Below are 26,741 nucleotides of genomic sequence, written 5' to 3'. Positions count from 1 at the left end.
TTGCTGTGCAGTCTCTTCATCTGGTTTTCACGATTTAAAATTAAAAATAATCAGAAAAATAAGGGGCCTGCTGTTCAATAGCATCTTCTAATAAATCTAGTGTTTCTGGGTTACACTTGATGCGACCAATCTTGTGCAAATAATCAGGACGCTTATAGCCTAGCAACATTGTCGTCATGGTCTGAATACTTATGCTATCTTCACAACGATGATGATCACTTCGAATCACTCTACCGCATCCGTTCGGTTCAATTTGTAATGTGAATATTCCTTGATTCCAAGACAGCAGTGGGTCTTGCAAGGTAAATGTCCATTCTCTTTGTATGGTTGAAGGTTTAAACGGATATTTTGAAATAAATTGCTCAATGTCCACGATCCGTGCCATAAAGTAAGGGGAAATGGTTTCCTTAATATCAGCATCTTCCAGCAAAAATGCAAGCTGTTCATCTGTATGAATATTGCCAACCACTTTGGATATCATTGAAAAATGCGCACTAATAAAATTCCAAAGTCCACTTCTTGCCTCTTCATGAACAAAGATCATGTCTTTGACGTGAAATACTTCTTCTTCGATCCAATATAAAATGTAACCATCGGGCTGACCATCTTCACCATAATAAACGGCTGCCGTTAAATCATCTGAATCCCACCGCCAATACTCGCTCCATGCGAGTTCTTTCCGTAACATGGCTCCATGTGTTTGCATGGAGAAGCGTTCATAAGCCATCTTCACATCATTGCTTTCAGGATCTACACGTGCCACATCACCAGGAACGGGTTTGCTTTTGGGTAATTGATAATCTTGAACTTCGAACACGATTTTATCCGAAATAATCTCCCACCCTTTACGGCGATAATACGGTATGGAATATGGATACAAGTAAGAAATGGATTGTTTTTTTTCACGCATATTGGTGAGTGCTTGCAGCAGCAGTTTATTCATTAAGCCTTGACCAGAATATTCAGGGAAAGTACCCACACCTGTAACCCCGCCCATAGCATACGTTTGGTTAAATATCCGTACCTCAAATGGATATGTTGATACTTGAGAAATCAGTTTTTCTCCATCGAACCATCCAATTACATCTGCTTGTTGTAAGACAGGTGACTTTTCATTAAGAATTTCGTTTTCTTTCTAACCATATTTGTGAAGATCATTATTAGTGACTTGAAATACATAACGTAAAAGCTGACTATATTGTTCTAAATGTGATAAATCTACTTTCTGCATTTTTAAATTTTTCTTACGATGCATGTGATTATGCTCCCTTATTTTTAAATAATATTATTTGCGAACAGATTGAGAATAATTCTAGCAGTGAAAATAACGAGGTAGCCATGATGTAACTCTTTATTATTCATGGGGCCCCACCCTAATATGTTACAATCCTTAATTCGCTCTCGCGGGGAAAAGGGTTCAGAAAGAGAATAAACTTTTTTGACGTCACCTTAATAAAATAAGCAGGCTGCGATAGCCTGCTCAACAATATGTATTATTCGACTATCGTGTCGCTTTAGCTTAATGGTAATTTAACTCTTAATGTGCCTAGTCTTACTTTCTACCTTATTGTTTATCTCCATATCGTGTTCCCTTCTATTAAATTTCTCACTCCAATTATACAAGACAGTTACCGCACTTTCCTGCCCGTTAGCTTGACAGTGGTTCCGTTCTCGAAAATTAACGGTTCGTTTAGGTTTAGTTTTATTTTGTGTCATTAGACATCTATCACTTCTCTTATATAGGTATTCACGGCAGCATACCTTATCTTCTTATTTTTTTTGGCAAAAAATGGTCACAGGCTCGTATCTTGGTTCAAGGCCATCATGGAGACTCGTTCTACTTTTCGGCATATGCTAAACAAAAAAAGAGGGGGTTCACTGAAGAATGAAATATAAAAGTAGCACCATCAAGAATAAATGGAAGAAAACCCAATGGTTGCTTAAAGATACCTATTTTCAAAAATACGTACCGCACACATTACCGTTTAATCAAAAAAATCTGTCCGCTATGCTGAATGACTATACCAGTGTCTTCTTTAAGCCAACCGATGGATCAGGCGGAAAAAACATTATCCGTATACGCAAAATAGACAGCGGCTATCAAAGCCAGCTGAATACAACTAAAACGTCATACTCTACCACTGCTCAATTGTACCGTGATCTGAATCGCTTTGCTGGGAGCAGATCTTATCTGTTGCAAAAAGGAATTCAATTAGCCAAAAGCAATGCTAAGCCATTCGATATCCGGGTTATGGTCCAGAAAACCAGACAGGGAGATTGGGTCAGCACAGCCCTGTTCACCAAAGTCGGCAACCCTAACAAAGTAGCTACCAATTATAATCAAGGCGGCACCATAGGAACATTCAGCAAGACGATGCACGGTGCCAATTTTAGTTCTACCTTCACCTCACAGCTGGAACTGGAACTCAAAAGACTTGGCGTTGCCGTTGGTAAAAACTTTGACCGTCATTACAAAGGATTTCATGAACTCGGCTTGGATGTGGCTGTCGATTCAAAGGGTAAACCTTGGATTCTTGAAGTGAACACGCGTCCGCAAATATACCCCCTCAAAGCATCCATAGATAAGAGCTTATATAATAAAATTCTGTCTTATGGGAAGCATTATGGACGATTTAAATAACCAAAAATCTAAGAAAAAGAACTCCCACAACGCCTGCGGGCGCTCTTCTTTTATTCAGGTATTCTATCTAATGCTCCTGTGATGGTTTATTTACCCTAACTGACGTTTAAAAGCTTTACTGGCGAAGAAGTAAGCGAGGACCATGATGCCGACACACCAGGCAAGCGCGATCCAGATATCGTTGCCAACAGATCCTTCATACAAGAGGGCACGAATCGCATTCACGATTGACGTTACGGGCTGGTTCTCAGCGAAAGCACGGACAATTTTAGGCATAGTTTCAGTGGGGACAAAGGCCGAACTAATAAACGGCAGGAAAATCAGTGGGTAAGAGTACGCTGTCGCCCCTTCCATCGAGCTAGCTGTTAATCCGGGAATGACAGCCAGCCATGTCAGCGCCAGCGTAAACAGCCCAAGTATCCCCGCTACCGCGAGCCAATCTAGGATGTCTGCGCTGGAACGGAAGCCCATCAAGAGAGCAACGAGAATAACCACCAAGAGAGTAAGCGCATTGGAAACAAGGGAGGTCAACACGTGAGCCCACAATATCGACGAGCGCTTGATGGGCATGGTAATGAAACGCGACATCAGACCGCTCTTTACATCTGTAAACAGCCGCACGGAAGTGTAAGCGACGCCGGATGCGATAGCCATCAGCAAGATTCCCGGCAATAAATAATTGACATAGCTGTCCGTTCCTGTCTCTATGGCACCGCCAAATACGTAGACAAACAGCAGCAACATCATAATCGGCGTAATCGCCACCGTAATAATCGTATCTGGCTGCGCATGATGTTGCGCATTAAACGCCCTAGTAATATCCCTGTTTTGCTTTTCATTTACATCGCCTCCTTTTTGCCGATGATCGCGAGGAAAATTTCCTCTAAAGTGGGCTGCTTCTCAATGTATTCCACTTTCGCTGGCGGGAACATTTCTTTGAGTTCGGTGAGGGTACCGGTCGTGATGATTTTTCCGCCATGCAGGATGGCGATACGGTCCGCCAGTTGTTCGGCTTCCTCCAGATACTGGGTTGTCAGAAAAATGGTCGTTCCGCTGCCGGCAAGCTCCTTGACGGTATCCCAGACTTCAATCCGGGCTTCGGGGTCAAGCCCTGTCGTCGGTTCGTCGAGAAAAATAACTGCTGGCGTCCCGATCAGGCTCATGGCGATGTCAATCCGACGCTTCATACCACCGGAATATTTGTCTGCTCGGCGGTTGGCCGCATCTGTCAGACTAAATTTTGCAAGCAGATTGTCGGCGACTTGAGAGGGATTGGAAACTCCCCGTAGCTTAGCGATCATTATCAGATTTTCCCGCCCGGTGAGCATACCATCTAAAGCAGCGAATTGACCTGTCAGGCTGATGCTCTGGCGAACATGATCCGGTTGACGCTTCACGTCAAAGCCGCAAATACTAACTTCGCCGCCATCGGGCTTCATCAGCGTCGATAGAATGTTGACCGTCGTCGTCTTACCCGCACCATTTGAGCCGAGCAGGGCGAATATTTCGCCACGACGCACCTCAAAATCCACTCCCTTTAATACCCCCTTGTCCTTAAAGGATTTTTTTAATCCTTTTACAGAAATCGCTGCATTTCTCATCCTTTTTTCCTCCTTATAAAATGGGAAGTATGGCCAAAAGCTCCAGAAATTAATTACGGTCGATTACCTTGCGGAGCTAGATTACATATTAATCCTGTACTAAGTCTTACTGATATTAAGTATTACTTAGTACTGGATTAAAAATAAAACTGAATAGCGAACGCGGCAATTCACACTAGTAACCAGCTAATCAGTCGATATGATCTATTGAATTTATTTTTTAAATCGGTTCAAAATACTCTGATTCAAATCTTCACGATACTTGACGACATAGGTTTTTGCGTTTGCGACTAATTCGTCGGCGAAGTACGCCACGTCGTCCCCGGTGATTTCCAGCACTTGTCTGCCTTCCGCCGCACCGGCTTCGAACAATTCTATTAATTCATATTGAAGGTGCAGCATATCCATCCCATTGCCGCTCGCAAAATTCCACATGTAGTTTTGAATTTTTTTAAATACGAACTCGTAGTCCTCTGGCAGGGCTTCAACCCGTGCCATCATCATTTTGTACTCTTTTTTATCACCAATCATTTTTTTGAACATTTCCATCATGTTATTGTTCCTCCTTCTTTTATAAAGCTTGATTTCAAGACGTTGATTTTCGATGATACAAAATCCCATTTTTCCCAAAAGCATTTAAGTTCCTGACGACCATCCTCATTTAGTGAGTAAAATTTGCGGGGCGGCCCCATATCTGACGGTTTCTTTTCGATGTTCACCAGTTTTTTCTTTTCTAATCGCACGAGAATAGTGTAGACAGTCCCTTCCACGACTTCGGTAAAGCCTAGATCGTTCAATCGTCGGGTAATCTCGTATCCATAGGTTTCATGACGGCTGATGATTTCCAGTACACAGCCTTCCAGCGATCCCTTCAGCATTTCAGTTAAATTTTCCATGTTTAGCGCCTCCTTTATTTCGTCCCTCCTCTAATTAGTCTGACTTATATTCAGTACAACATAATACCAAGGGGAATTTTTACTCAATCGCTTTGGGATATCAAGCTCTATTAAGTAATACTTATTACAGGTACATCGTAACACTGAGTAGTGGTGGGTGTCAACTATTTCTAAAAATTTATTTCAACCTCACTAAACTTCTCTAATCGGCCAAGTTAATCAATTACCGATCCTCTTCATCCTTATTCCTCAAAAGTTTTACACCGACTTAAATTTGCATGTTGTATGAGATAGATGTTCTTACATAAAAAAAGAAAAGCCTGATATATCAAGCTTTTCTTTTTAAAATAATTATAATGCCTTCTGGAACCAATGTCGGGCGATCTGATTTAATTTAATGTATTGTATCCATTACGGTTGTACGGCAAACTCTAACCATTCGATGACAGCGGCTGCGCTCCGTATCGCTCCAGCACCCGGTAAATCGCATCCGTACCGAACCCGATCGCTTCTACAGGAATGCGTTCATCTGCCGCATGAATCAGTTTTGTAAACTGCATGTCCTTGGGAAGCGGCATTGGCAGGAAGCCGTAGGTTTGGATGCCGAGTCTTGCAAACAATCTTCCGTCTGTTCCTCCGGGCAGCAGCATCGGCACCGGAACGGCCTCCCTATCCGCTTCTTTCAGTACATCGGACAGTAACCCGAATAGCCCCATGTCGGGAGATGCGGTGCATGGGTCATGGCGCAGCACTTCCAACCTGATCGAATCATTAATTGCGAATCGGCGCAGCTCGTCCATAAATTCCTTCGGAGTGACACCCGGCAGTGTGCGCCCGTCCAGCTCGACCGTAATTTCGCTTGGATGAACGTTGATTTTCTCTCCGCCGCGAACGACGGTCGCGCTGACCGTATTACGCAGAAGCGGGGCGAACATCCCGCCCTTATTTCCCAACAGCTTCAGAATGAGGCCGCCCAGACGTGGATGCAAGAGCCCCCTCAGCAGCAGTGCAGGCAGCAGCGGCAGCGCAGCGGACATGCCTTCAATCATCAACCGGGCCGCAGGTGTTGAACGTAACGGCAGCTTATTCCTGCTAAGCGATTGAAGTATGTTACCCAATTGCGCCATACAGTCGGCTCCCGGCTTGTCCATGGAACCGTGGCCTCCGTCTCCTCGAATCGTCGCTTTGAGCCAACATAGCTGCTTTTCCGCCACCATAATTGGATAAAAGGTTTTCCCTAGCGCATGAAACGTGAAGCCGCCGAATTCGCCGAGCGCATACTTTACGCCCGCAAAATAATCGGCATGCCGCTCTACCAGGAAGGAAGCCCCGTACTCGCCCCCTGCTTCCTCGTCGCTGACAATCGCCAGAATGAGATCGCCGTGCAGCGGTAGCTTGCTGACATGCGCGCGGATGAAAGCCGATACGAGCATCGCCACGCCGCCTTTCATATCAAGCGCTCCCCGCCCCCAGACGAATCCTTCCTCAATGTCGCCTCCAAATGGGTCGCGGCTCCAGTCCTGCATGTCGACGCCAACGACGTCGACATGCCCATATAGCAGTAGCGGTGGTACCTCCCCGCTGCCCTTTATTCGGGCCAGCAGATTAGGCCGGGCCGGGTCAAGCGCACAGATCCGCGTTTCAATGCCCGCATCCTCAAGCAGTTGTCGAATATACATGATGCATGCGGCTTCCTCTCCCGGTGGATTTGTTGTATCAAACCGGATCAATGCCTGCAAAATCTCCACGGGAGATGGTAGCTCAGCATAACGCTTCACTCTTTCCTGTTCCAACTCGTCATTGGCAAGCTGGATACCCATGAGCCCACTCCTTCCTATAATAGACTGCCCGCGTATGGTCGGTCGGCGTGAGAAACACCTGGCAAGCTGCGCATGCCGAACTCATCTTGCAGTCTTGTAAGCCGCCGCTCCTGCTCTTCGGGGGACGTGCCTTTGGTAAGAAACACTGATTCCAGCATCGCCAGCGCTTGCCGAACATGCACCTCCGCCACTTCCTCTTCCGTCTCCCGCAGTCGGTCGACTAGCTGCTGCACGCTGCGATAAGGCGAAACGACGCCTTGTTCATATTCGGCCGCGTTCCAGTTACGGTTGCGGACGCAAGTGGCGATAGCCAGACAACGATTAAGCAGTTCAATCGAATAAGCGTCCGTTTGTCGGCTTGCTGCACCCAGATACGCCTCATCCTCTTTGTCGTCAAAAGCGAATACGCGTATTCCGTAGGGTTGACCTAGCCTCTTCAATACATTGCCCGGACCCAGTTCCACGGCAGAGGCAACTCCCATGCTCTTCTGAAATGCAAGAACAGCCTGCCAATTGACGGGGTCCGTCAATCCCCTTGCCAGCATACCCATGATCTCAGACGTATTTCCGTAAGGCAGACCCGTCAAGGAGGAAACTACGGGAAATTCCATTTCTCCAAACGAGACGCGGCTCAGCACTTCAGAAAATTGCGCCGCCGCTGGCGCCATCAACGGGCTGTGGAACGGCGCGCTTACCTGCAGCGAAATGACCTCTGCACCATGTGCGGACAGTTTTTCCGACGCTTCATCGACAGCCTCTTTGTGGCCCGAAATCACCGTTTGTCGCTCAGAATTGATATTTGATACTACAACCATACGGCTTCCGTCCGCGCAGCCTGCGCTGGTTTCCAAGCATACTTTGGCGACAACATCATAACTCGGCCCGTTCACGGCGGTCATTGCGCCAATACCCGTAGCGGCGGCAGCTTGCATCAATTCACCGCGGCGTCGTACTAGCTTGAGTGCATCCGTGAACGTTAAGGCCCCCGCGCAGGTTAAAGCGGTAATCTCGCCTAGGCTGTGGCCAGCAGCCATAGCAGGTAGGTATCCCCATTCCTGGCTATAGACGCGGTACATTGCCACGCCAAGCGTAAGAATGGCGGGTTGGGCATTGTCCGTCCGCGTCAGCTCCGTCATTGGTCCCTCAAACATCAGGCTGTCAAGGCGCATGCCAAGTACGTCGTTCGCTTCCTCCACTGTCCTTTTGACAACAGCATGCCGCACACTTAGTGCTTTTCCCATTCCGACGCGCTGAGAGCCCTGACCGGGCAACCATATCGCATGTTTGTTCAGCATCTTTCATCACGCTCCTCAGGGTTAGATCGGGGCAGGTGCCTCGGTCAGCATTTTGTTTATCACCGCTACAACATCGCGTTCCTGCTCATGAAGGAAAAAATGTCCTCCTTCAAACAGCATCAGCTCACTGCCTTCTGTCGCATAACGCTCCCATTCACTGAGAGGACCTTTGACGCAGACGTCATCCTTGCCGCTCATGATGAAGAGCCGGAGCGGCAGAGGTGTCCGCATCCGATGCTCGTATTCGCCGACAAGCTTGAAGTCGGCTCTTAGGATCGGCATAAACATATTCAGCAGCTCCCGATGCTGAAACAGCTCGTCCGGCATGCCACCGAACCGTTTAATCTCCTCTAGAAACTCGTGATCCGGAAGCATATGAGTCCGGAGAGCCTCCTTCAGCTCGCAATGTGGCGCCCCCCTGCCCGAGAGGAAGACTGCCGTAGGCAGTGGGCATCCTTCTTCCCGCAGCGCATGCAGCAACTCATACCCAAGTAAGCTACCCATGCTGTGGCCGAATAAAGCATATGAATCGGAGACAAGCGCCGTCTCCAGCACCAGTGGCAGCAAATCCCTTACGGCGTCCGCCACGTCCTCATAAAACGGCTCGCCCATACGGCTTCCTCTGCCAGCCAATTCGGCCGGCACCAGACGTACGCTAGGATGCAGCCGGTTCGTCCAGCGCTTGTACACTTGTGCGGAGCTCCTGCATATGGCAAACAAATTAAAGATATCGTCATAACGCCCGCCTCCCGGGTAACATGTTGACGGATGTGGCTTCTACGCGCCAGCGACAAGCGTGGTCCAAAACGCTTTTTCCTTCGCAAACAAACCCTCTGCGAGCGCCAGTTCTCTGCCGCGTTCGAAGTCTCCCGTCACAAAGCGATCCTTTATCAGATCCCAACCGTCCTTCACTGCGCCAAGCTGAGCGGACAACGTCTCATGCAGCGCTTCTCCGATTAACTTCTTCTCCCGCATGGAGCGGAGCAGCGACATGTTGGCGATATGCCGGTTGCAAATGATGTTGACGCCGACAAGGCCATAGGTTAAGTGAGCTTGCCTTCTCTCAGGGTCGGAATCTACATTCCACATGCCCTCTATTGAGAACTCACCAAGCTCCCTTGCCAGCCGCTCAGCATTTTCCACCACTTCAGCAAGCTTCAACTCATAAGGTTGAACCTTTTCGTGCAGATTGTATACGTAGAAGGCTGGGCCCAAATAGTCCGGATTCACATTGTATTCCGAGTTACTGTAAGCCTTGAGCAGCCTTTCCTCTGAAACCTCATGCTCCTCGTAACCCGCAAGCGTATCGTCAATAACGTAGAAGACGCCCCGTTCCTTGTCGTATCCGTTTAACAGCGAATAATGATACCAGTGGAACTTTTTCCAGGCCATGCTGCCCGGTAGCCAGTCATACAAATCGACGTTTACGCTCAAGTTGCGTCCACCCTTAAGCATCGCTCTGATTTCCTCCAGCATCGTCTCCCTACTGCGGAAATGACCAGGCTCGATATAGCGGATCACCTGCGACAGTGGGAATCTGGCCGGATCGTCCATATAATACAGTGTGTCTATTGTCGGATAGCGGAAGTCCTTGTCCGTTGCGGCCTCCCAAGGGTAGTAACGGTAAATGTTCAAATACGCCGCATCCTTATAGCTGGGCTCCTCCGACACCGCAATGGAAAACGCCTGATTCAGCATACAGTTCATCCAAAACTCGTTAAAAGGTTTCCTTTCAATTGACAGCTTCATTGTTCGCCGCCTCCTTAGGTTTAGAATGTCGGTTCAAGTAAGCTTGGTTCCCGCAAGTACAGCACTGATTTTTTTGCTTGCTCCGTCTTCGACTAACGCGCACATGATCGCCGTATAATCATCAGCCAGTTCCCGAGCCGTTTCTTCACGGAAAAGACTTGTCGCATATTCCAGTGAAAAGCCGATTCTGCCGTCCCGCTCCGCCGCTTCTAGCGTCAAATCGAATTTGCTGACGCCTGGATCGAACTCTTTGGGGTCAAATTCAGTGCCACCCGAACGGTAAGCGACGCGATCGATATTTTGCAAAATAAACATCGTATCGAACAGCGGATTACGGCTGCGATCCTGTTCGATCCCGAGTTTTTGCACCAAATCCTCGAACGGATAATCCTGATGCTCCAGTGCCCGTAATACATCCTCATGCAGCTCGGACAAATAATCGCCAACGGTGCGGTACGATTCTGGGAAGCTGCGAATGACGACCGTATTGACGAACATCCCGATCAGCCTTCCAGCTCTGCATGATTGCGGCCAGCTACAGGCGTACCGATAATGATATCCTCATTTCCGCTCCATTTGCTCAGCAGCATTGAATAAGCCCCGAGCAGAACCGTATACAACGTCGTGCCGCGTTCTCGCGCAAACGCCTTGATCTTGAGCGTCAGCTCCTCATCCAGTCTGAAGTTGATCAGACCGCCCTCGAAGTTTTGAAGTTCCTGCCTAGGCATGGCCGTCTTGAGTTCAAGCTTCGGCAGCTCCCCTTCGAACGCCTCCAGCCAGTAGCGCTCATGCCCCATATAGGCCTCGCTCCCGATTCGTTCTTCTTGCCATACCGTGTAATCCCGGTACTGTATATCCAGCTCCGGTAGCTCTCCTCCTCCGTACAGAGTGGTCAGTTCCTGCAGCAGGACGCTGACAGAGACGCCGTCGGTAATAATATGATGAAAGTCCAGCAACAGCAGGTTGCGCTCTTCGCCAAGCGAAATCAATCCGGCCCGGAACAGCGGGAGATTGCCGAGATCAAACGGACGGATAAAGCGCTCCATCAGCGCGCTGATGCCGCCGAATAATCCTTCGTCTCCGCCTTCCGCGAGCAGCTTGCTTGCCGCCATTCTAAGTCTAGCGTTTCGCTCCAACGTAAATACCGGCTCAGCATGTACACGCTGGCGGAACTCGTCTTCCTCGTGATGGAATGTTGTTCTGAGCGATTCATGGCGGCGTATCATTACAAGGAATGCTTCCTCCAGCCGTTCCACATCGAGCTTGCCAAGCATATGAACGGCGAACGGTACATGGTACATCGTTGCTTCGTCCGAGATCAGCCCCATCATAAATTGGCGTCGCTGCGCCCTCGACATCGGGTAATGCTCACGCTCCGGCTGCTTTGGAATGCGCGCGGCTGCCACGGTTCCGCTAGTGTCAAGATGAGCCGCTAAACCTTCAAGTGTAGGATTCATAAAAATATCGCGCAGCGGCATTTGGATGCCAAAACGTTCTGCAATGCGGCTGACCATGCCCGCGGCCTTTAGGGAATGTCCGCCCAGCTCGAAAAAGCTGTCCTTGGCGCTGATCGCATCTGTACCGAGCAGTTCCTTCCAAATCTCCGCCAGTTTGCGCTCGGTATCCGTCGACAGTGCTACAAGCTCTCGTTTGCCTGCCTCGGAAGGTCCCGGCTTCGGCAACGCCCTTCTGTCGATTTTGCCCGTTGGCGTAAGTGGAACCTCATTCAGAACGACCATGAAGGCAGGAACCATATAAGATGGCAGCTTGTCCCCGAGATATCCTCGCAACTGCGTGATCGAGCGACCTTCCGAATCGTCATCCGCGGACGCGGCGTTCTGCATGACGACATATGCACAAAGCGCATATTCCTCGTCCTCTTCCTGAAACGCGGTGACGACCGTTTCCTTCACCTGTTCATGGCGAAGTAGTAACTGTTCAATTTCACCGATTTCAATCCGATGCCCCCTGATTTTCACCTGGAAATCGCGGCGTCCCGCATAGACAAACTCCCCATTTTCAAGCCTGCGTCCAAGGTCGCCCGTGCGATACATGCGTTCGCCCGGCGCATAAGGATTCGGCACAAAAGCGACATCCCATTCGGGATGACTGAGATACCCACGCCCGACGCCAGGCCCGCCGATGCAAATTTCGCCTGTCACGCCTGTCGGTTGCAGCTTCAGTCCTTCATCAAGCACCATCATGATGGAACCTTCAATTGGCGTGCCGATCGAAATGTCCTCTCCTTCGGTTACTTCTCGGGTTGAGGTCCATACCGTCGTCTCCGTCGGACCGTACAAATTAAATAATCTGGCTCCGGTAGAGGCGCGCAGCCTGTGTAGCACATCGACCGTCAGCGGCTCCGCCCCGATCATCAATATGCGCAGTTTTTGCAAGCCATCTGTTTCCCCGCGCTGATTCATCCACCATTTGAACCTCGACGGTGTAATCTGCAACACATCGACGCTGTGCGCATCGATCAGGCCTTGCAGCAAGGCTGCATCGCCCCGTTCTTCTTCGCTCGCGAGTACAATCCGCATACCCAGCGTGAGCGGAAGCAGATTTTCAACGACAAAAATATCAAAGGAGACCGATGCCATCGCCAGGATGCTCTGGCCCTTTTCAAACGGAATCCGATCTCGGAAGCCGGTGACGAAATGCGCCAGCCCCCTGTGCTCGATCATCACGCCTTTGGGACGACCGGTCGAGCCCGACGTATACAGTACATACGCCAAATGGTCCGGCTTATGGACACACTCTGGATTGCCTCTGTCTGCCGCATACAGCTCCGGATCGTCTAGATACCACTCGGCAACGGCTCTCTTTACGACTCCTGCATATGCTTTTTCCGTCAGCAAAAATGCGTCGCCGCAATCTTCAAGCATCCAGTTGATTCTCTCTTTCGGATAAGCGGGATCGATAGCGACATAGGCGCCTCCGGCTTTCAGAACTCCCAAAATGGCGACAAGCAGTAGCGGGTTACGGGAGGCCATCAGCGCGACTATGCGCTCGGGCCCAACGCCTTTCGCACGCAAGGAATGAGCAAGCCGATTCGCGCGTTCGTTCAGCTCGGCGTAAGTCACCGTCTCCGCGCCGAATTGAATCGCCGCCGCATCCGGCGTGCGCGCCGCCTGACGCTCCACTTCCTGCACAAACCCCGTCCATTCCACCGTTGCTTGCGCGTAAGTCACCGCCAGGTCTCCTTGCTGGTTCGTCATGCCTTTCTCAGCTCGAATATCCATCCTACCCTTACTCCCCTCTCTACTCGCGGCCTGTACCGGCATTCCTCTTCCGGTCAATCGAGCCAGCAATTCCCCCCGCTCGCTTTCACTCATCAGCTCAAGCTCGCCAACCGTGCGATCCTGCGATCTGCACATTTCCCGCACAAGTACGGTATAGCTTTCCGCCATGCGGCACGCGGTTTCCTCATGAAACAAATCTGTTGCGTATTCGAGCTGAAGCTCGATTTCCTCTTCCCGCTCCACTGCTTCCAGAGTCAGGTCGAACTTACTTGTTCCCGCCTCGAACGGCATTTCCTGAAAGACAATGCCGCCAGCTTCCATTACCGCCCGGTCCATATTTTGTAAGACAAACATTGCGTCAAACAAAGGATTGCGGCTTCTGTCGCTATCTGCCTTCAGCCCTTCAACCAGCTCCTCGAAAGGGTACGTCTGGCGCGAAAGCGCCTCTACGACATGGTTATGCAGCTCCGCCATATAGACACGTACCGTCTTGTCTCTTTCCGGCTTTGTCCGCAGCGCTAGTGTGTTGACGAACATGCCGATCATACTATGTGTATCGGCATGTTCCCTGCCGGCGGCGGGAGTGCCCACAATCACTTCGGCCTGCCCGCTGTATTTGGCCAGCATCGCGGCAAAAGCGCCAAGCAGCACCGTATACAGCGTCGTCTTCGCTTCCCGCGCCAGCTTTCGTGCCTCCGCCGTTGTTCGCGCGTCTAAACGGAACAAATGACGGCGGCCTTTATAGCTCGGCAGAGAAGGCCGCGGACAATCCGTCGGCAGCTCCAGCACAGCAAGCTTGCCCTCGAAGATTTCCTTCCAGTATCGCTCATGCCCCGCATAAGCGGCATTTGCAAATCCGGCTTCCTGCCACACCGCATAATCACTGTATTGCACACGCAAATTCGGCAGTGCTTGTCCTCCATACAGCTGTGATAGTTCATTCACCAGCAAGCTGGAGGATACCCCGTCCGTAATAATATGATGAACATCCAGCAGCAGTATATGATCTTCCTCATTCAGCCGCAGCAGCCCCGCCCGCAGAAGAGGTAGCTTGTCCAGATGGAACGGGCGCTGGAATAATTCCATCAGCCTCGTAATCTCGGCGCTGTTCGGCTTCGTTCCCCGCAGCGCTGCGTCTCTGCTCCATACTGCAGGGTCCAGCTCTTCTAACTTGAACGCATATGGCGGATGAACTATTTGCCTGAAATCGTCATTTGTCATATGGAATGTCGTCCGCAAGCTTTCGTGGCGGTCGATTAGTGCAGTAAACGAATCTTCCAGCCGCGCAGCATCCAGTCTACCCTGTAAGCGGAGCGCGAACGGCACATGATACATGGTGGCGTCTTCGGCCAGCATCTGCATCATATATTGGCGGCGCTGGGCACGCGACATCGGATACCACTCGCGGTGCTCCGCCTTCGGGATGGGCACGGACGCAGCAGTGGTTCCGTCCTGCTCCTTCAGCCAGGCGGACATTTCCGCAATGGAGGTAAGCTCAAATATCAGGCTGAGCGGAACCAAAGCACCCGTCTCCTGCTGCAGCTTGCCCGCCAGCACGGCAGCCTTCAATGAGTGGCCGCCAAGCTCAAAAAAGTCGTCGTGAATGCCGAATGGCCCAGTCGTATCACCCAGCACTTCCTTCCAAATAGCGGCGACACGCTCTTCCATCCCATCTCGAGGTAACTCCAGCTCTCCCCGTTCCCGAAGCCCGAACTCCGGCTCCGGCAATGATCGCCGGTCCACTTTTCCGTTCGGCGTCAGCGGTATCGCGTCAATCGCCGCGATATAGGCGGGAATCATCGCTTCTGGCAGCTTGTCTTTCAGCTTTCTTCGCCATTCCCGGGAAGATAGCTTGTCCGAAGCGACCACATATGCACACAACTCCTTGTCGCCGTTTGCCTGCTCGCGAACGACCACAATCGCATCCTCCACTTCGGTAAGGGAGATCAATTGCGAGCGAACCTCATTCATTTCAATCCGAACGCCTCTGATTTTCACCTGTTGGTCAGCCCGTTCCACATACATCGCGTTGCCATCCGGCAGCCACTTTGCGATATCGCCGGTGCGATACATGAAGCGGCCCTCACGGTACGGATGTGGTAAAAAGCGCTCAGCTGTCATATCCGGCTTGTTCACATAACCATTTGCAAGACCGCTGCCAGCAATATACAGCTCCCCGGAGGCACCAATAGGGGCAAGCTGGCCGCCATAGCCGAATATATAAATTTCTACATTGTGCATTGGCCCCCCAATCGGCACATAGCCGCCGCGATAAGCGCCGGGCTTGTATTCGTACATATTGGAGCAAACCGTCGCCTCCGTCGGACCGTAGCCGTTAATAATCCGAATCTCGGGATTAAGCTTCGTATACAGCTCCAGCGTTTCGTCATTAATCGGCTCTACCCCTACGAGCATTTTGTCCAGCGGAATTACGGAATCCGATTGTTCCAACAGCCGCGCAACCTCATTCAGCAGAGACGGTGGCAAATAAGCGAATGTAATTTGCTCTTCCATAATCACTTCCGCAATTCGGCGCGGATCAAGCAATTTCGGCTCCGGGTAAAGCACTGTGCAGGCCCCGAACATAAGCGGCATAAACAGCTCTGCTACGCTAACGTCAAACGAAATATTAGTCAGGCTGAGGCATCTGTCTCCCTCCCCGTATTGCCCTTCGAAAAACGCCCTAAGCGAATGCCCGAAATTGTAAAAGCTGCGGTGCGGCACAATGACGCCCTTCGGCTGACCCGTAGAACCGGAGGTATAGATGACATACATGGGATCGGCAGCGTCCTGCGGCCATGCGATGGTTGCATCTTCTCCGCCGGAGAACAGCGTTTCATCAGCTATGTCTAACACTTGCAAGGAGCCCGACAAGACGGCCGTAGCTTCAGTATGCGCCCCGTCCACAAATACCAGCTCCGCACCGCTATCCTCCAGCATATAGAGGATACGCTCATCGGGATAATGCGGATCTACAGGCATATAAGCGCCTCCGGCTTTCATAACGGCGAGCATTGCGGTCAGCATGGGGATAGAGCGCTCCGCCATGATGCCCACTACGCTGCCGCGTCCCGCACCTTTGGCGCGCAAGGTTCGCGCCAGCGCATCGGTGCGTCTATCCAGCTCCCCATAGGTCAAGAAATTACCGTCACAAGATACCGCCGGGAGGCCCGGTACGGCCGCCGCCTGTTCCTTGAAGCATTCATGCAGACAGCGCGGCAGCGCAAAGTCCGCTTCGCGTCTCCCCAGCGCCAGCATGTGCAGGCGTTCCTCCTCCGTCAGCATCTCCGCTTCGCCAAGCGTGGCTCCCGGACGGAGCGTCACGCTGCGAAGCAGCTGAACATAATGCCGCATGAACTGCTCGGCTGTCGAGCGGCGGAATAAATCGGCATTATATTCCACGACAAGCCGTAATTCCGCATCATTCTCCACAGCCTGAATCATCAAATCGTATTTGGCCGTACCATGCTCAAAGCGCTTGTGACGATACGATAATCCCGCAGCCGAAGCGTTTGGAATACCTAGGTTTTGCATAATGAACATCGTGTCAAACAGCGGGCTCCGGCTGGCGTCCCTTCTGTCCATCCATTGCGCAATTTCCTCGAATGGATAATCGGCGTGAGCATAAGCTCCCGTCGCCATCTCCTTCACTTCGGTCAAAAAGACTCTGAACGGCTTATCCGCGCTCGGAAAAGCACGCAGCGCCAGCGTGCCGGTGAACATGCCCGCGATTGCTTCCAGCTCGCGTCTGTTCCGTCCCGCTATTGGCGTTCCGACGACAATGTCCTCTGCCCCCGTATAATGGGCGAGAAAAGTGTAATACGCCGATAGCAGCACCATAAAAGGAGTCGCGCCAGATTCGGCAGCGAGGCTGCGCACAGCCGCCGTCAAACCTGCCTCGACGTACACGTCGAACGTTTCGCCGCGACCTCCTTTGACGGGCGGACGCGGGGCATCGGTCGGAAGCGAAAGCGTCGGCCAGTCTCTCTGGCATTGCTCGCGCCAATACTGTTCAGCGTTTGCGGAGAGCGGCCTGCTCTCTTGCCAAACCGCATAATCCTTGTATTGCAGTGGTAGCGGAGGCAACGAACCTCCCTGATATAAAGTCATTAGGTCGGTCAAAAGAATGCCCGCGGACATGCCGTCGGATGCAATATGATGCATATCAAGAAAAAGCACATGGCGCTCCGGCTCCAGCGTCAGCAAGGCTGCGCGTAGCAGGGGAGCTGAATCGAGCTTGAACGGCTGGAACAAACTTTGCAGCACGCCATCAGCTTCCGTTTCATCGACCTTTATGCGTATCAGGCGGAAAGGAATGGCATCATGAATACGCTGCCTGATCTCTCCATCAATGACATGGAAGGTGGTGCGAAGCGTCTCGTGACGCTCAACGATGTCTTGAAGGACGGCCTCCAGCCGGTCTGCATCAATAGCGCCGTCTAAATGCAACAATTCGGGTAAATTGTAACTGCGATCATCCGGCGTCGCCTGCTGTTGCAAATACATACGTTTCTGCGGCGATGAAATCGGATAATGCTCTTGCGGGGGCGCCTGTGGAATCGGTTCCAGCGTATAGCTGTACAAAGAGTCAGATGCTTCCTGACTGGTCGACTGCCCAATATGCACGCAAGACTCTTCAGTTCCATTACTACTTGCGGCCACTACTTGCACTTCATGACTACCGTTCACCTTGTGTACATCGTTCCCAACGTCCGCCCCTTGCCCTTCGTTCTCATCTTTCGTTCTTTGTGCTGTCGCTACGCCACTCTCCCTGAGTCGCCGCTCGATCAGCGCTGTGAACGAAGGCAGATCCGCATTCCCCAGCAAATCTGTTGCCTGAATGCGGACTCCTGCAAGCTCGCTGAGACGGTTTACAATTTTGAGCGCAATAATGGAATCTCCGCCCAGCTCATAAAACCCTGCAACCGCAGGCAGTTCGTCATAACCGAGTAGCTCTCCCCAGACATCTGCGACATGCTGCTCCCATTCCAGTCCGGAGCGCTCCCCGGTTAACACAACGCCGCGGCGCTGACTCTTCATCGGGCCGCTCCGATCCAGCACGGCTTGCCATCTGGAAAAAGTTTCATTCATTTCTTGCTCAAGCTCTTCGGGAATATCTCCGCCGAACGAATAACCAGTCCAGGTCGTAAATGGCGTATGAAGCGCCGCTCCGGAGTGCGCCTCCTCCACCCAACAATGATGAGAATCGAACGGATACGTAGGAAGCGGCAGCCGAAGGCGGCGTTGTCCTAGGTAGATCGCCTTCCAATCGATCTCGTATCCGTCTACGTAACGTTGGCCCAGCTCCAGCGCTTCCATTTCCCGTTCATTGGGAACATCTTGCGGCCGCATACTCCCGTGCGAAGCCGAATCGCTCGTCCCGAAGCGGACATTCGGCAGAGCAAGTCCGGTAAGGCCGCTTTCGGCTACTACATGCAGGGTCTGGTCAAGCTCTTCCCAGCTACTTACAGCAATCGCCAGGCGATACCGATGGGCTCCCCGGCCGATGGCCAATGTGTAGCAAAGGTCGGCAAGGCTAGGCCTCTCATCGTCGCGATGCTGCAGAACCCAGTCCCGTGTCAGCAGCACGAGCCGTTCCAGCGCAGTCATGCTGTGTGCAGACAAGCAGAATAGCTCTGTTTTATCCGAATGACCCGATGTTGTACCGTTAGGAGCCTCCTCCAGCACAACATGGCAATTGGTGCCACTCATGCCGAATGCGCTTACTCCGCATCTTCTTACTTCGCCGTCCGTCTCCCATGGCGTCAATTCGTCATTAACATAAACGGGTGAATCCACAAACGAAATGTTGCGGTTTGGCGAGCGGTAATGGAGCGTTGGCGGAAGCTGCTTGTGAACAAGCGACAGGATCGACTTGAGCAGCCCTGCAATGCCGGCGGCATGATCGAGATGGCCGATATTTGTTTTTAGCGAGCCGATGGCGCAAAATTGCCGTTTATCGGTATATCTCCGGAAGGCGCGAGTCAGCCCGTCGATTTCGATCGGGTCACCCAGTGAGGTTCCCGTACCGTGCGCCTCCATATAAGTGACCGTCTCAGGATCAATGTCCGCATCCTGCCAAGCGCGTGCAATGACGTCCTCCTGCGCGAGGGCGTTCGGGGCGGTAATGCCGACTGAGCTGCCGTCCTGATTCATTGCGCTACCTTTGATGACGGCATAAATATGGTCGCCGTCCTCTTGTGCGCGAGACAGCGGCTTCAGCAGCAGCGCAATCACGCCATCGCCGATGCCCGTTCCGTCCGCCGAATCATCGAATGTTCTCGCGCGATTGTCGCTTGACTCGATGCCAAGGCGTATGCCAGTATCCAGCGGCAGCACGTTAATTTTGACGCTACCGGCAATCGCCGCTTCGCATTCGCCGCTGCGAATCGATTGGCATGCCAGATGGACCGCTACCAGAGAGGAGGAGCAAGCGGTATCTACGCTGATCGCTGGTCCGCGTAAATTAAGCAAATACGAAATCCGGCTCGGTATCATAGAGCTCAGATTGCCGGGTGCAGCCATGGACAAGGCGTCTGGATCCAGCGCTTCGATGACACGCTTATAATCATGCAGAGCGTCCCCGTTATAGCCGATAAAAACGCCGGTCCGCGAACCATGCAACGCATCTCCACCGTATCCCCCATTTTCAAGTGCGCCCCAGGCCGTCTGCAGGAATAGTCGCTGCGCAGGACTCATCAGCGAAGCTTCTTTTGGAGAAAACCGGAAAAAAGAATAGTCAAAACCTGAAATATCTTCAATATACGCCCCATCAAAAAAGGAAACGGAGCCGTATTGCGCCTCCATGCGGCGCAAATACGGCTTCAATTCCTCCTTACGGGAATCCGGAAACCCACCTACTAGGTCATTGCCACTCCGCAGAAGCTCCCAGAAGGCTTCGTGCGATTCCGCGCGCGGCAGCTTGGCGGATATCCCGACAATCGCAATATCCTTGAGGGAAACATTGGAGACGGAGCCCCCGCTTCGTCCCTTCCGTCCGGATGTATCTTTTTTGGTATCCAACAAATTTAGTTGAAACATTGTGCCTTCCCTCCTAGCTAGTAATGGAATAGCTGACGGTTTGTTCTTTTTCCACCCTTCCGCCGCTCCCGCGCAGCAGCAATACATGCACCGCGATGCCGAGTCCGCTGATCAGAGCTAATAATCCAAGCATGCCGGAATGCCAATCGCCCGTCCATTGCAGAACGACATACAAGGTGCCTGTGCTGCACACATGGGCCGCAAGCGATCCCCAAAGCGAACGGGAGCCGGCGCGAACTGCGCCGTATACGATCGCGCCCATCGCCGCAAATGTGCCAACCGTCACATTCATAAATACCATGCCGAACAATACGGCCTGAATCAGAACCGTCCACAAAACTGAAAGACGTAGACTTAGCGTATGAAACAGCATTCCTCTAAACAGCCATTCCTCCAGCAAAGACCCTAGTAGCAAGTTGCCGAGTACAAAAATGATTAGGCTGCCGCCGGCGACAAAAGCGACCAGATCCGAAATGGCCGGAAAGGTTGCTTTTATCCACGGAAGACGAGTAAACGTGGCGATAAACAAGCCGAGCCAGACGCCTGTCCCTGCGGACAGCAGCAACGATCTACGGCGAGTATAAACAAATCCCAAATCTTTCAGCGTAATTTTTTGCCAGCGCATCAGCGGAATATAGACGGCAAGTACGATGATATTGGATACAATCAGCACAATGCCGGAATTGCCCTCGATCCAGTTTTTTAGCCCGGGATTACCGACCCAGTTGTAGAGTGCTTGATTGACAAGCATCACGATCGCCGCATAAATGACCAAATATAAGACGGCATTTCCCGCTACTCGCAATCCCTTCACGCAGACGTCACCGCCTCAGAAGACAGCGGCGCGGAAATCGAAGAACGATGCTTGACCGCAAGGAATATACCAACTGCAATCATGACGGCAGCCACAGCCATCCATGCAGACATAACGGTAATGTCCGTCGTCCCCGGCCCGTAATGCCATAGCAGGTACTGGCTGCCCTGACAGGCGACTTGGGCGGCAATCGGCGCCAGATGGATTTAAACCAGACATACAAGAGTGCAAAAATAACAGCGCCGAGAAAACCGTACAAAGACAGCGGAATATCTCCGAGGAAGAACAAAGCCCCGTACAATACGCCCTGAATCACAATTGCGATCCAAACTGGGAAGACGCGTCTAAATTCATTCATCAAAATGCCTCTGAACAACGTTTCCTTGTAAATATTTCCAAGTATTAAGAAAACTAGAAATACATACCATTCCGCGCGGTTCAGGTAATCAAACAATTCACGGAATTTGTACTTGTCCGATGCAATGGCTGGAAGCCGGGAGAAAGCGACCGTAAACAGGCCGGCTCCAAGCCCGATCCATAAAGTAATCGCCACCGATTTGCCGCCCATCACGCGGAACTTAGCAGCCTTAAACAGATTTTCTTTGAATAATAACCTCCAGGCCAGCAGCATGAGCGGCAAACCCACCATATCGTTCAAAATAATGACGGTTACCGTGTTCTGTTCAAACCATGTGCTTCTCGGATATACATAATTGAAAAATAACTTCTGCGCAGTAAGAAACCATGCAAAATACAGTACTATAACAACAGCCACGCGTGCCAGCATCATTCCCCACACCTTCATACGTTCAGCCCCCCTTTTGTTGTATCAAGCGGCGCGTCAGCTGTCAGCGCTTGACCTTCGCGTGCGGCGATGCCGCTGGAAGTCCGCCAGACATAGACGGAACCCCCAATCAACGCAACCAGACAGAGCGATGTAATGATATAAAGTGAAACATCGCCGAACTTGTTAAACCATTCGTAGAACCCGATGTATTTAAATAGAAAGATGGTGCCCATGGCCGTGTTCTGTACCAGAATAGGCGCCCACAGCGACCCGGTGCGTAAATACAGCGATCCGTAAATCATACCCGAACCAATGCTGATGACCGAAAGCGCCGCGCTCGGCTGGAAGTAGGCGTAAGCTGCAGCTTGCAGCAATAAGGCAATATATACTGGCATAACCCTGCGAAGCTCTCTGAAAATAAGGCCTCTGAACAATATTTCTTCAAATGCCGGGCCGATCAGACCGGCGCCCAAAATGACGTACCCTATCGAATCCCCCCTAATCGTATCGTCGACAAGCGCGGGAATGGACGGAAATTGCCGCGCAATGTGGTCAATGACGATAAGGCCAATACTGAACAAGCTTCCGGCAAGACCTAGGCCAATCATCAAGAAGGCGCGCGAGACGCTTAGCCGTTTGAAGCCTGACGCGCGGAACAGATTTTTGTCCTCTTGAGGCCATATCCGCCCTTTGATAAGAAAGATGAGCATGTATACAAGTGTAATCAGCGTAAATAGAACGGCCATAAACATGGCAGGATTGCGATCCAGAAACTTGGCGAAGGACAGCGTCACTTCATAATTGTAAGTAGAGCGAAGCAGATAGAGCAGCGCATAAAAGACCCCGAGATAAAGCGCGATATTCCCTATCACGGAAAACACTTTTTTCACAGAAAAGCCCCTTTCTTCCTTCTGTCAGATGTATTCTCAGGGTCAGGGCACCCCAGCTTGGACATGTTATGCACCCGAGATGGCGCTATCGGCTGCGGCGCGATATTGCTCGACCACGCTCGACAGCAACTCCAGATAAGCAGATGCCCAATTCAAAATCGATTCCTTGCCGAGGTGCCGGGCGTCGTAAATCCATACCCCGCCAAGCTCTGGCGCTTCCGCCCCGCTTGGTACGGCAGAGCCATTCAGATACAGCAATATATCGAATCGTTCTAATAGCTCTTCCCGCTCTTTGAACCCGTGCTGTGCTGCCCCTGCAAACAACGGGAACAAGGCAAATCCGCGTTCGCCTTGCGGCTGCTTTCTGATTTGCCGCGCGGAATAACATTCTCCCGCGCTCGTTCGCTTGGTAGCATGCATCAGCAGTGTATCGAAATCGCGCACCTCCGCAAAGTCGATTTCCTTAGGGGCAATTAGTCCATTGTCTGTAATTGCCGGAAGCGTAAGCCGGTTGATGCTGGACTCGCCGTGCCAGAAGTAAAAATATACAGCATAAGCCGCGGCCTCAACGGTCACCGAGTAGGATGACGCAAGTTCCACAAGCCCTTCCGCAACCACCCTGTCCAGCTGGAACTGAACGCTGCCGAAACGCTCCGCGGCATAGCCGTTACTGACGCAGTCGTCTGCCAGAGGTAGACCGCTCCAGCTCCAGCTCGCGAGCTCGCGATTTCGCGACTCTAGATAAGCCGCAAGCGATGCGATCGTCGGATAAGTGAACAAATCCGTTACGCCGAGAGCACCGGGATACAACTCTTCCAACTGTTGATGCGCCCGCACCAGCAGTAGCGATTCTCCCCCAACATCGAAGAAACGATGATGGATGCCGAAGTCATCCCTTTGCAGGATTTCGCGCCATACGGCGGTAATTGCCAGTTCAATATCACTTGCTGCTTCGATAAACGGAGTGTCTCTATCCAACGCAAACTCCGGCTCCGGTAGTGCCTTTCGGTCGATTTTACCATTTGGAGACAGGGGCATGGCTGGCAGTTCCACCACGACCTGCGGAACCATATAATCCGGCAGGCACAGCGCTGCAAAATCCTGCAGTTCCTGATGGTCCGCAGGTTCGGAGCAAACGATGTACGCGCATAAATATTCGCTTCCACTTGCGGCGTCCCGTTTCATGACCACTGCTTCCGAAACCGCTGGGTGACCGAGCAGCACATGCTCGATTTCCCCGCATTCGATGCGCTGGCCCCTTATTTTTACTTGATGGTCGATGCGACCCAAATATTCAATTGTTCCGTCAGCTAGCCATCTGGCAAGGTCTCCTGTCCGATACATCAAACTGCCCGCCGCAAATGGATTATCAACGAACTTTTCTTCCGTCAAATCGGGCCGACTTATATACCCCCGGGCTAGGCCCGCACCGGATATGCATAGTTCCCCGGCAATGCCGATAGGTTGGAGCTGTTTCGCTTCGCTCACGATATAAAGCGAGATGTTATCGATCGGCTGACCAATTGGAACATGATTCGAAATATTGTTGATCGAAAAATCGCCGTCAGAGCAGTTGTAATAGGAAACGTCAACCGTCGCTTCGGTCGGGCCGTATAAGTTCACAAGCTTGACATCAAATGGAACTCCAATCCGCTCGCGGAACCGCCTAACCTGATCCGCAGTCAGCGCTTCACCGCTGGCGAACACATATTTTAGGCTCTCCAGCCTAGCCTCACCGCGTAGCAAGCCCGGATGCTCTAAGAACAGGTGTAACATGGACGGCACAAAATGCATTGTTGTTACGCTATGCCGCGCTATCGTGTCCATCATAAGTGCTGGATCCTTTTCGCCGCCTGGAGGCAGCAGGACCAGTTTGGCTCCAGCAAAGCTCGACCAGAAGAGTTCCCAGACCGATACGTCGAAGGTAATCGGCGTTTTCTGCATAATGACTCCGTTTGCGTCCAGTCCGTACTGTTTCTGCATCCAGCCGATTCGGTTGACGACGGAATGATGCTCGATCATGACCCCTTTCGGCTGTCCTGTTGATCCAGAAGTATACAGCACATAAGCAAGCGAACGTGAGTTATGCAGCTTCTCTATAGGGAAGTCGTCCCACTCCTGCTTCAGCGCCTCATCAACGTCCATAAATTGTAGAAACGTTTCCAGTCCTTCCGGGGGTTTGCCTTTCGTCAAGACAAGCTTAGCTTCGGCATTGTCCAACATGTAGCGGATTCTCTCCAGCGGTAAGTCCGGTGCAACAGGCACGTAAGCTCCGCCCGCCTTCAGCACACCAAAGATTGCAATGATCATCTCCAGGCTGCGATTCATCACGACAGCCACGCATTCCTCGAGATTGACTCCTTGCTTTCTGAGCGCCTGCGCCAGTCGGTTCGACCTTCGGTTCAATTCCGCATACGTCAATTCTCCGTCCTCAGCCACAACCGCAACAGCCTGCGGCGTTTCCTCCGCTCGTCTTTCGAGGTAAATCTCTACCGTATCCCCGCTTGCATATGGTGCGGCCGTGCGATTAAACGCTTCGCACTGCTTCACCGTTGCCAAGGCATCGAGTAGCCCAATTTCTCCAAGCGCCCGCTCAGGTTCGTCCAGTACAATGCAGACAATACGGAAATACCATTCCGCCATTCTGCGTATACTGTCTTCTTTAAACAGCGCTGTCGCATATTCGATCGTCAAGGCAGCGCCTTTTATGCCCTGATCTGCAATCTCAAACGTTAAGTCTAGCTTTGATACGCGATTGTCCGGCACTTGCGCCTCGAATTGTAAGTCGTCCATTGCTTGTACGGCTTTCATATGCTGCATGACAAACATCGTGTCAAACAGTGGATTGCGGCTAAGATCGCGCGGCACATCCAGCATCGTCACCATATGCTCAAACGGGAGCAACCCGTTGTTTAGCGCCGTAAGCACAGTTTCTTTGATCTGCTCAACGAACGCTCTGAACGGCAGTTCGCCGAATGGCCTGCTGCGGATCGGCAGCGTATTGACAAACATGCCGACCAGAGACTCGGTTGCGGGATGGAAGCGGCCGGCAACCGGCGTGCCGACAATGAGATCGTTTTGCCCCGTCATTAGATGCAGTAACGTATGGTAGGCGGCAAGCCAGATATGAAATGGCGTAACGCCCCATTGCTCCGCTGCCGCCGAGATTCCCTCGGCAAGCTCCGCCGGAATCGGCATTGCAAGCTTGGCGCCTTCGAAGCTTTGTTCAGGCGGACGCTGATAATCGGTCGGCAGTTGCAGTACAGGAAGCGTATCCGCTAGCCGTAACGCCCAATATTGTTCTTGCTGCTCTCTCGCCTCAGATGCCAGCCACTCCTGCTGCCAAACGGCGGCATCCTTATAGTGAATCGGCAACGGCTGCAGAGAGCTGCCACGATACAATTGTTCGAAATCGCCCGCCAGCACATTCATGGACACGCCATCAGCGACGATATGGTGAATGTCAAGCAGCAGCGTATGCTGATTTTCGCCGTCTGTCGCGAGAAATGCCCGAATTAATGGAGCCTTTCTCAAATCGAAAGGGCGGACAACCGTGCGAGCAAATGTATTCAAATCCGCCGCATCGTTCCAGGCATGCACGGCGAGTTTAAACGAAACCATCTCATGGACATGTTGTACAGGCTTGCCCTCTGCCCAGTCAAAGCTGGTACGCAGCGGTTCATGACGGTCAATCAATCCTTGAATCGCTTCGAGAAGCCTGTCCTGATCAAGCTTGCCCGTTAATTTCAGAGCGAGTGGAAGATTATAGGCCGTGCTATCCTGATAAAGCTGCTGCAGCACAAAGATTCTGTTCTGCGCGAGCGACAATGGGTAGAACGGCCGGGTTTCCGCCCGGGTAATAACCACGGCCCCCTTGGGGGCCGCGTTGTCGATGCGACCCGCCATTTCCCATAGAAGGGGAGCTTCGAACACATCCTTCATCGTAAACGCCGCTCCATAACGAT

General features: G+C 51.7%; 13 protein-coding genes and 2 pseudogenes. 1 reads left to right on the top strand and 14 read right to left on the bottom strand.

All coding sequences use genetic code 11. The features are described from left to right. Positions 1 to 40: 40 nt before the first annotated feature. Positions 41 to 1,123, bottom strand: a complete 1,083-nt coding sequence (locus tag JCM16418_RS05835) for a GNAT family N-acetyltransferase (RefSeq protein ID WP_306304756.1) — start codon at positions 1,121 to 1,123, stop codon at positions 41 to 43. Positions 1,124 to 1,885: 762 nt separating this feature from the next. Between JCM16418_RS05835 and JCM16418_RS05830 the strand changes: the two genes are divergently transcribed. Beyond that, positions 1,886 to 2,641 carry a YheC/YheD family protein gene (locus JCM16418_RS05830; protein ID WP_036646955.1) on the top strand — a complete coding sequence of 252 codons (756 nt, stop codon included), beginning with the start codon at positions 1,886 to 1,888 and terminating at the stop codon, positions 2,639 to 2,641. Positions 2,642 to 2,731: 90 nt separating this feature from the next. Here JCM16418_RS05830 and JCM16418_RS05825 read toward each other — a convergent pair. From JCM16418_RS05825 to JCM16418_RS25630, 13 genes and pseudogenes are all read right to left on the bottom strand, one after another. Beyond that, a pseudogene (locus JCM16418_RS05825) lies at positions 2,732 to 3,480 on the bottom strand (ABC transporter permease). After that, positions 3,481 to 4,242, bottom strand: coding sequence for an ABC transporter ATP-binding protein (locus JCM16418_RS05820; RefSeq protein ID WP_036646954.1), 762 nt, complete (start codon positions 4,240 to 4,242; stop codon positions 3,481 to 3,483). It abuts the pseudogene before it with no gap. Between the two features lie 213 nt (positions 4,243 to 4,455). Next, positions 4,456 to 4,794, bottom strand: a complete 339-nt coding sequence (locus JCM16418_RS05815; protein WP_036646953.1) for a DUF1048 domain-containing protein — start codon at positions 4,792 to 4,794, stop codon at positions 4,456 to 4,458. Next, entirely contained in the window at positions 4,791 to 5,138 is a 348-nt protein-coding gene (locus tag JCM16418_RS05810) for a PadR family transcriptional regulator (protein ID WP_036646952.1), read from the bottom strand. The genes JCM16418_RS05815 and JCM16418_RS05810 overlap by 4 nt, the downstream gene beginning before the upstream one ends. Positions 5,139 to 5,569: 431 nt before the next feature. Further along, positions 5,570 to 6,958: a M20/M25/M40 family metallo-hydrolase gene (locus JCM16418_RS05805; protein ID WP_036646951.1), complete on the bottom strand. Its 1,389-nt coding sequence runs from the start codon at positions 6,956 to 6,958 to the stop codon at positions 5,570 to 5,572. Positions 6,959 to 6,972: 14 nt separating this feature from the next. Beyond that, positions 6,973 to 8,253 carry an ACP S-malonyltransferase gene (fabD, locus tag JCM16418_RS05800; protein WP_036646950.1) on the bottom strand — a complete coding sequence of 427 codons (1,281 nt, stop codon included), beginning with the start codon at positions 8,251 to 8,253 and terminating at the stop codon, positions 6,973 to 6,975. A 21-nt stretch (positions 8,254 to 8,274) separates the two neighbouring features. Beyond that, positions 8,275 to 8,943, bottom strand: a complete 669-nt coding sequence (locus tag JCM16418_RS05795; RefSeq protein WP_036646949.1) for a thioesterase II family protein — start codon at positions 8,941 to 8,943, stop codon at positions 8,275 to 8,277. 87 nt (positions 8,944 to 9,030) lie between these two features. Continuing rightward, a complete protein-coding gene (locus JCM16418_RS05790; protein WP_036646948.1) occupies positions 9,031 to 10,002 on the bottom strand; it encodes a cysteine peptidase family C39 domain-containing protein in 972 nt (323 codons plus the stop codon). Between the two features lie 33 nt (positions 10,003 to 10,035). Then, a pseudogene (locus JCM16418_RS05785) lies at positions 10,036 to 20,285 on the bottom strand (amino acid adenylation domain-containing protein). Between the two features lie 13 nt (positions 20,286 to 20,298). Then, positions 20,299 to 21,099, bottom strand: coding sequence for a CPBP family intramembrane glutamic endopeptidase (locus tag JCM16418_RS05780; RefSeq protein WP_036646947.1), 801 nt, complete (start codon positions 21,097 to 21,099; stop codon positions 20,299 to 20,301). 79 nt (positions 21,100 to 21,178) lie between these two features. Then, entirely contained in the window at positions 21,179 to 21,904 is a 726-nt protein-coding gene (locus JCM16418_RS05775) for a CPBP family intramembrane glutamic endopeptidase (protein ID WP_242403726.1), read from the bottom strand. After that, positions 21,901 to 22,776 (bottom strand): CPBP family intramembrane glutamic endopeptidase, encoded by an 876-nt coding sequence (locus tag JCM16418_RS05770; protein WP_036646946.1) that lies wholly within the window; start codon positions 22,774 to 22,776, stop codon positions 21,901 to 21,903. Before JCM16418_RS05770 ends, JCM16418_RS05775 begins: the two co-directional genes overlap by 4 nt. A gap of 66 nt (positions 22,777 to 22,842) precedes the next feature. After that, the gene (locus JCM16418_RS25630; RefSeq protein ID WP_242403725.1) at positions 22,843 to 26,718 is read right to left on the bottom strand and encodes a non-ribosomal peptide synthetase; all 3,876 of its coding nucleotides are present in this window, start codon (positions 26,716 to 26,718) and stop codon (positions 22,843 to 22,845) included. Between the last annotated feature and the right edge of the window lie 23 nt (positions 26,719 to 26,741).

This window comes from Paenibacillus pini JCM 16418, assembly GCF_000576305.1.
GTDB classification, from domain to species: domain Bacteria; phylum Bacillota; class Bacilli; order Paenibacillales; family Paenibacillaceae; genus Paenibacillus_AQ; species Paenibacillus_AQ pini.
The sequence above is the reverse complement of the archived record's forward strand: the minus strand, read 5'-3'. Positions and strand labels throughout refer to the sequence as shown.

Excerpts from the sequence above, each read along its gene's own strand:
- JCM16418_RS05830 (WP_036646955.1), top strand. The coding sequence starts at position 1,886 with ATGAAATATAAAAGTAGCACCATCAAGAATAAATGGAAGAAAACCCAA.
- JCM16418_RS05820 (WP_036646954.1), bottom strand. The coding sequence starts at position 4,242 with ATGAGAAATGCAGCGATTTCTGTAAAAGGATTAAAAAAATCCTTTAAG.
- JCM16418_RS05815 (WP_036646953.1), bottom strand. The coding sequence starts at position 4,794 with ATGATGGAAATGTTCAAAAAAATGATTGGTGATAAAAAAGAGTACAAA.
- JCM16418_RS05810 (WP_036646952.1), bottom strand. The coding sequence starts at position 5,138 with ATGGAAAATTTAACTGAAATGCTGAAGGGATCGCTGGAAGGCTGTGTA.
- JCM16418_RS05805 (WP_036646951.1), bottom strand. The coding sequence starts at position 6,958 with ATGGGTATCCAGCTTGCCAATGACGAGTTGGAACAGGAAAGAGTGAAG.
- fabD (WP_036646950.1), bottom strand. The coding sequence starts at position 8,253 with ATGCTGAACAAACATGCGATATGGTTGCCCGGTCAGGGCTCTCAGCGC.
- JCM16418_RS05790 (WP_036646948.1), bottom strand. The coding sequence starts at position 10,002 with ATGAAGCTGTCAATTGAAAGGAAACCTTTTAACGAGTTTTGGATGAAC.
- JCM16418_RS05775 (WP_242403726.1), bottom strand. The coding sequence starts at position 21,904 with ATGAAGGTGTGGGGAATGATGCTGGCACGCGTGGCTGTTGTTATAGTA.
- JCM16418_RS25630 (WP_242403725.1), bottom strand. The coding sequence starts at position 26,718 with ATGAAGGATGTGTTCGAAGCTCCCCTTCTATGGGAAATGGCGGGTCGC.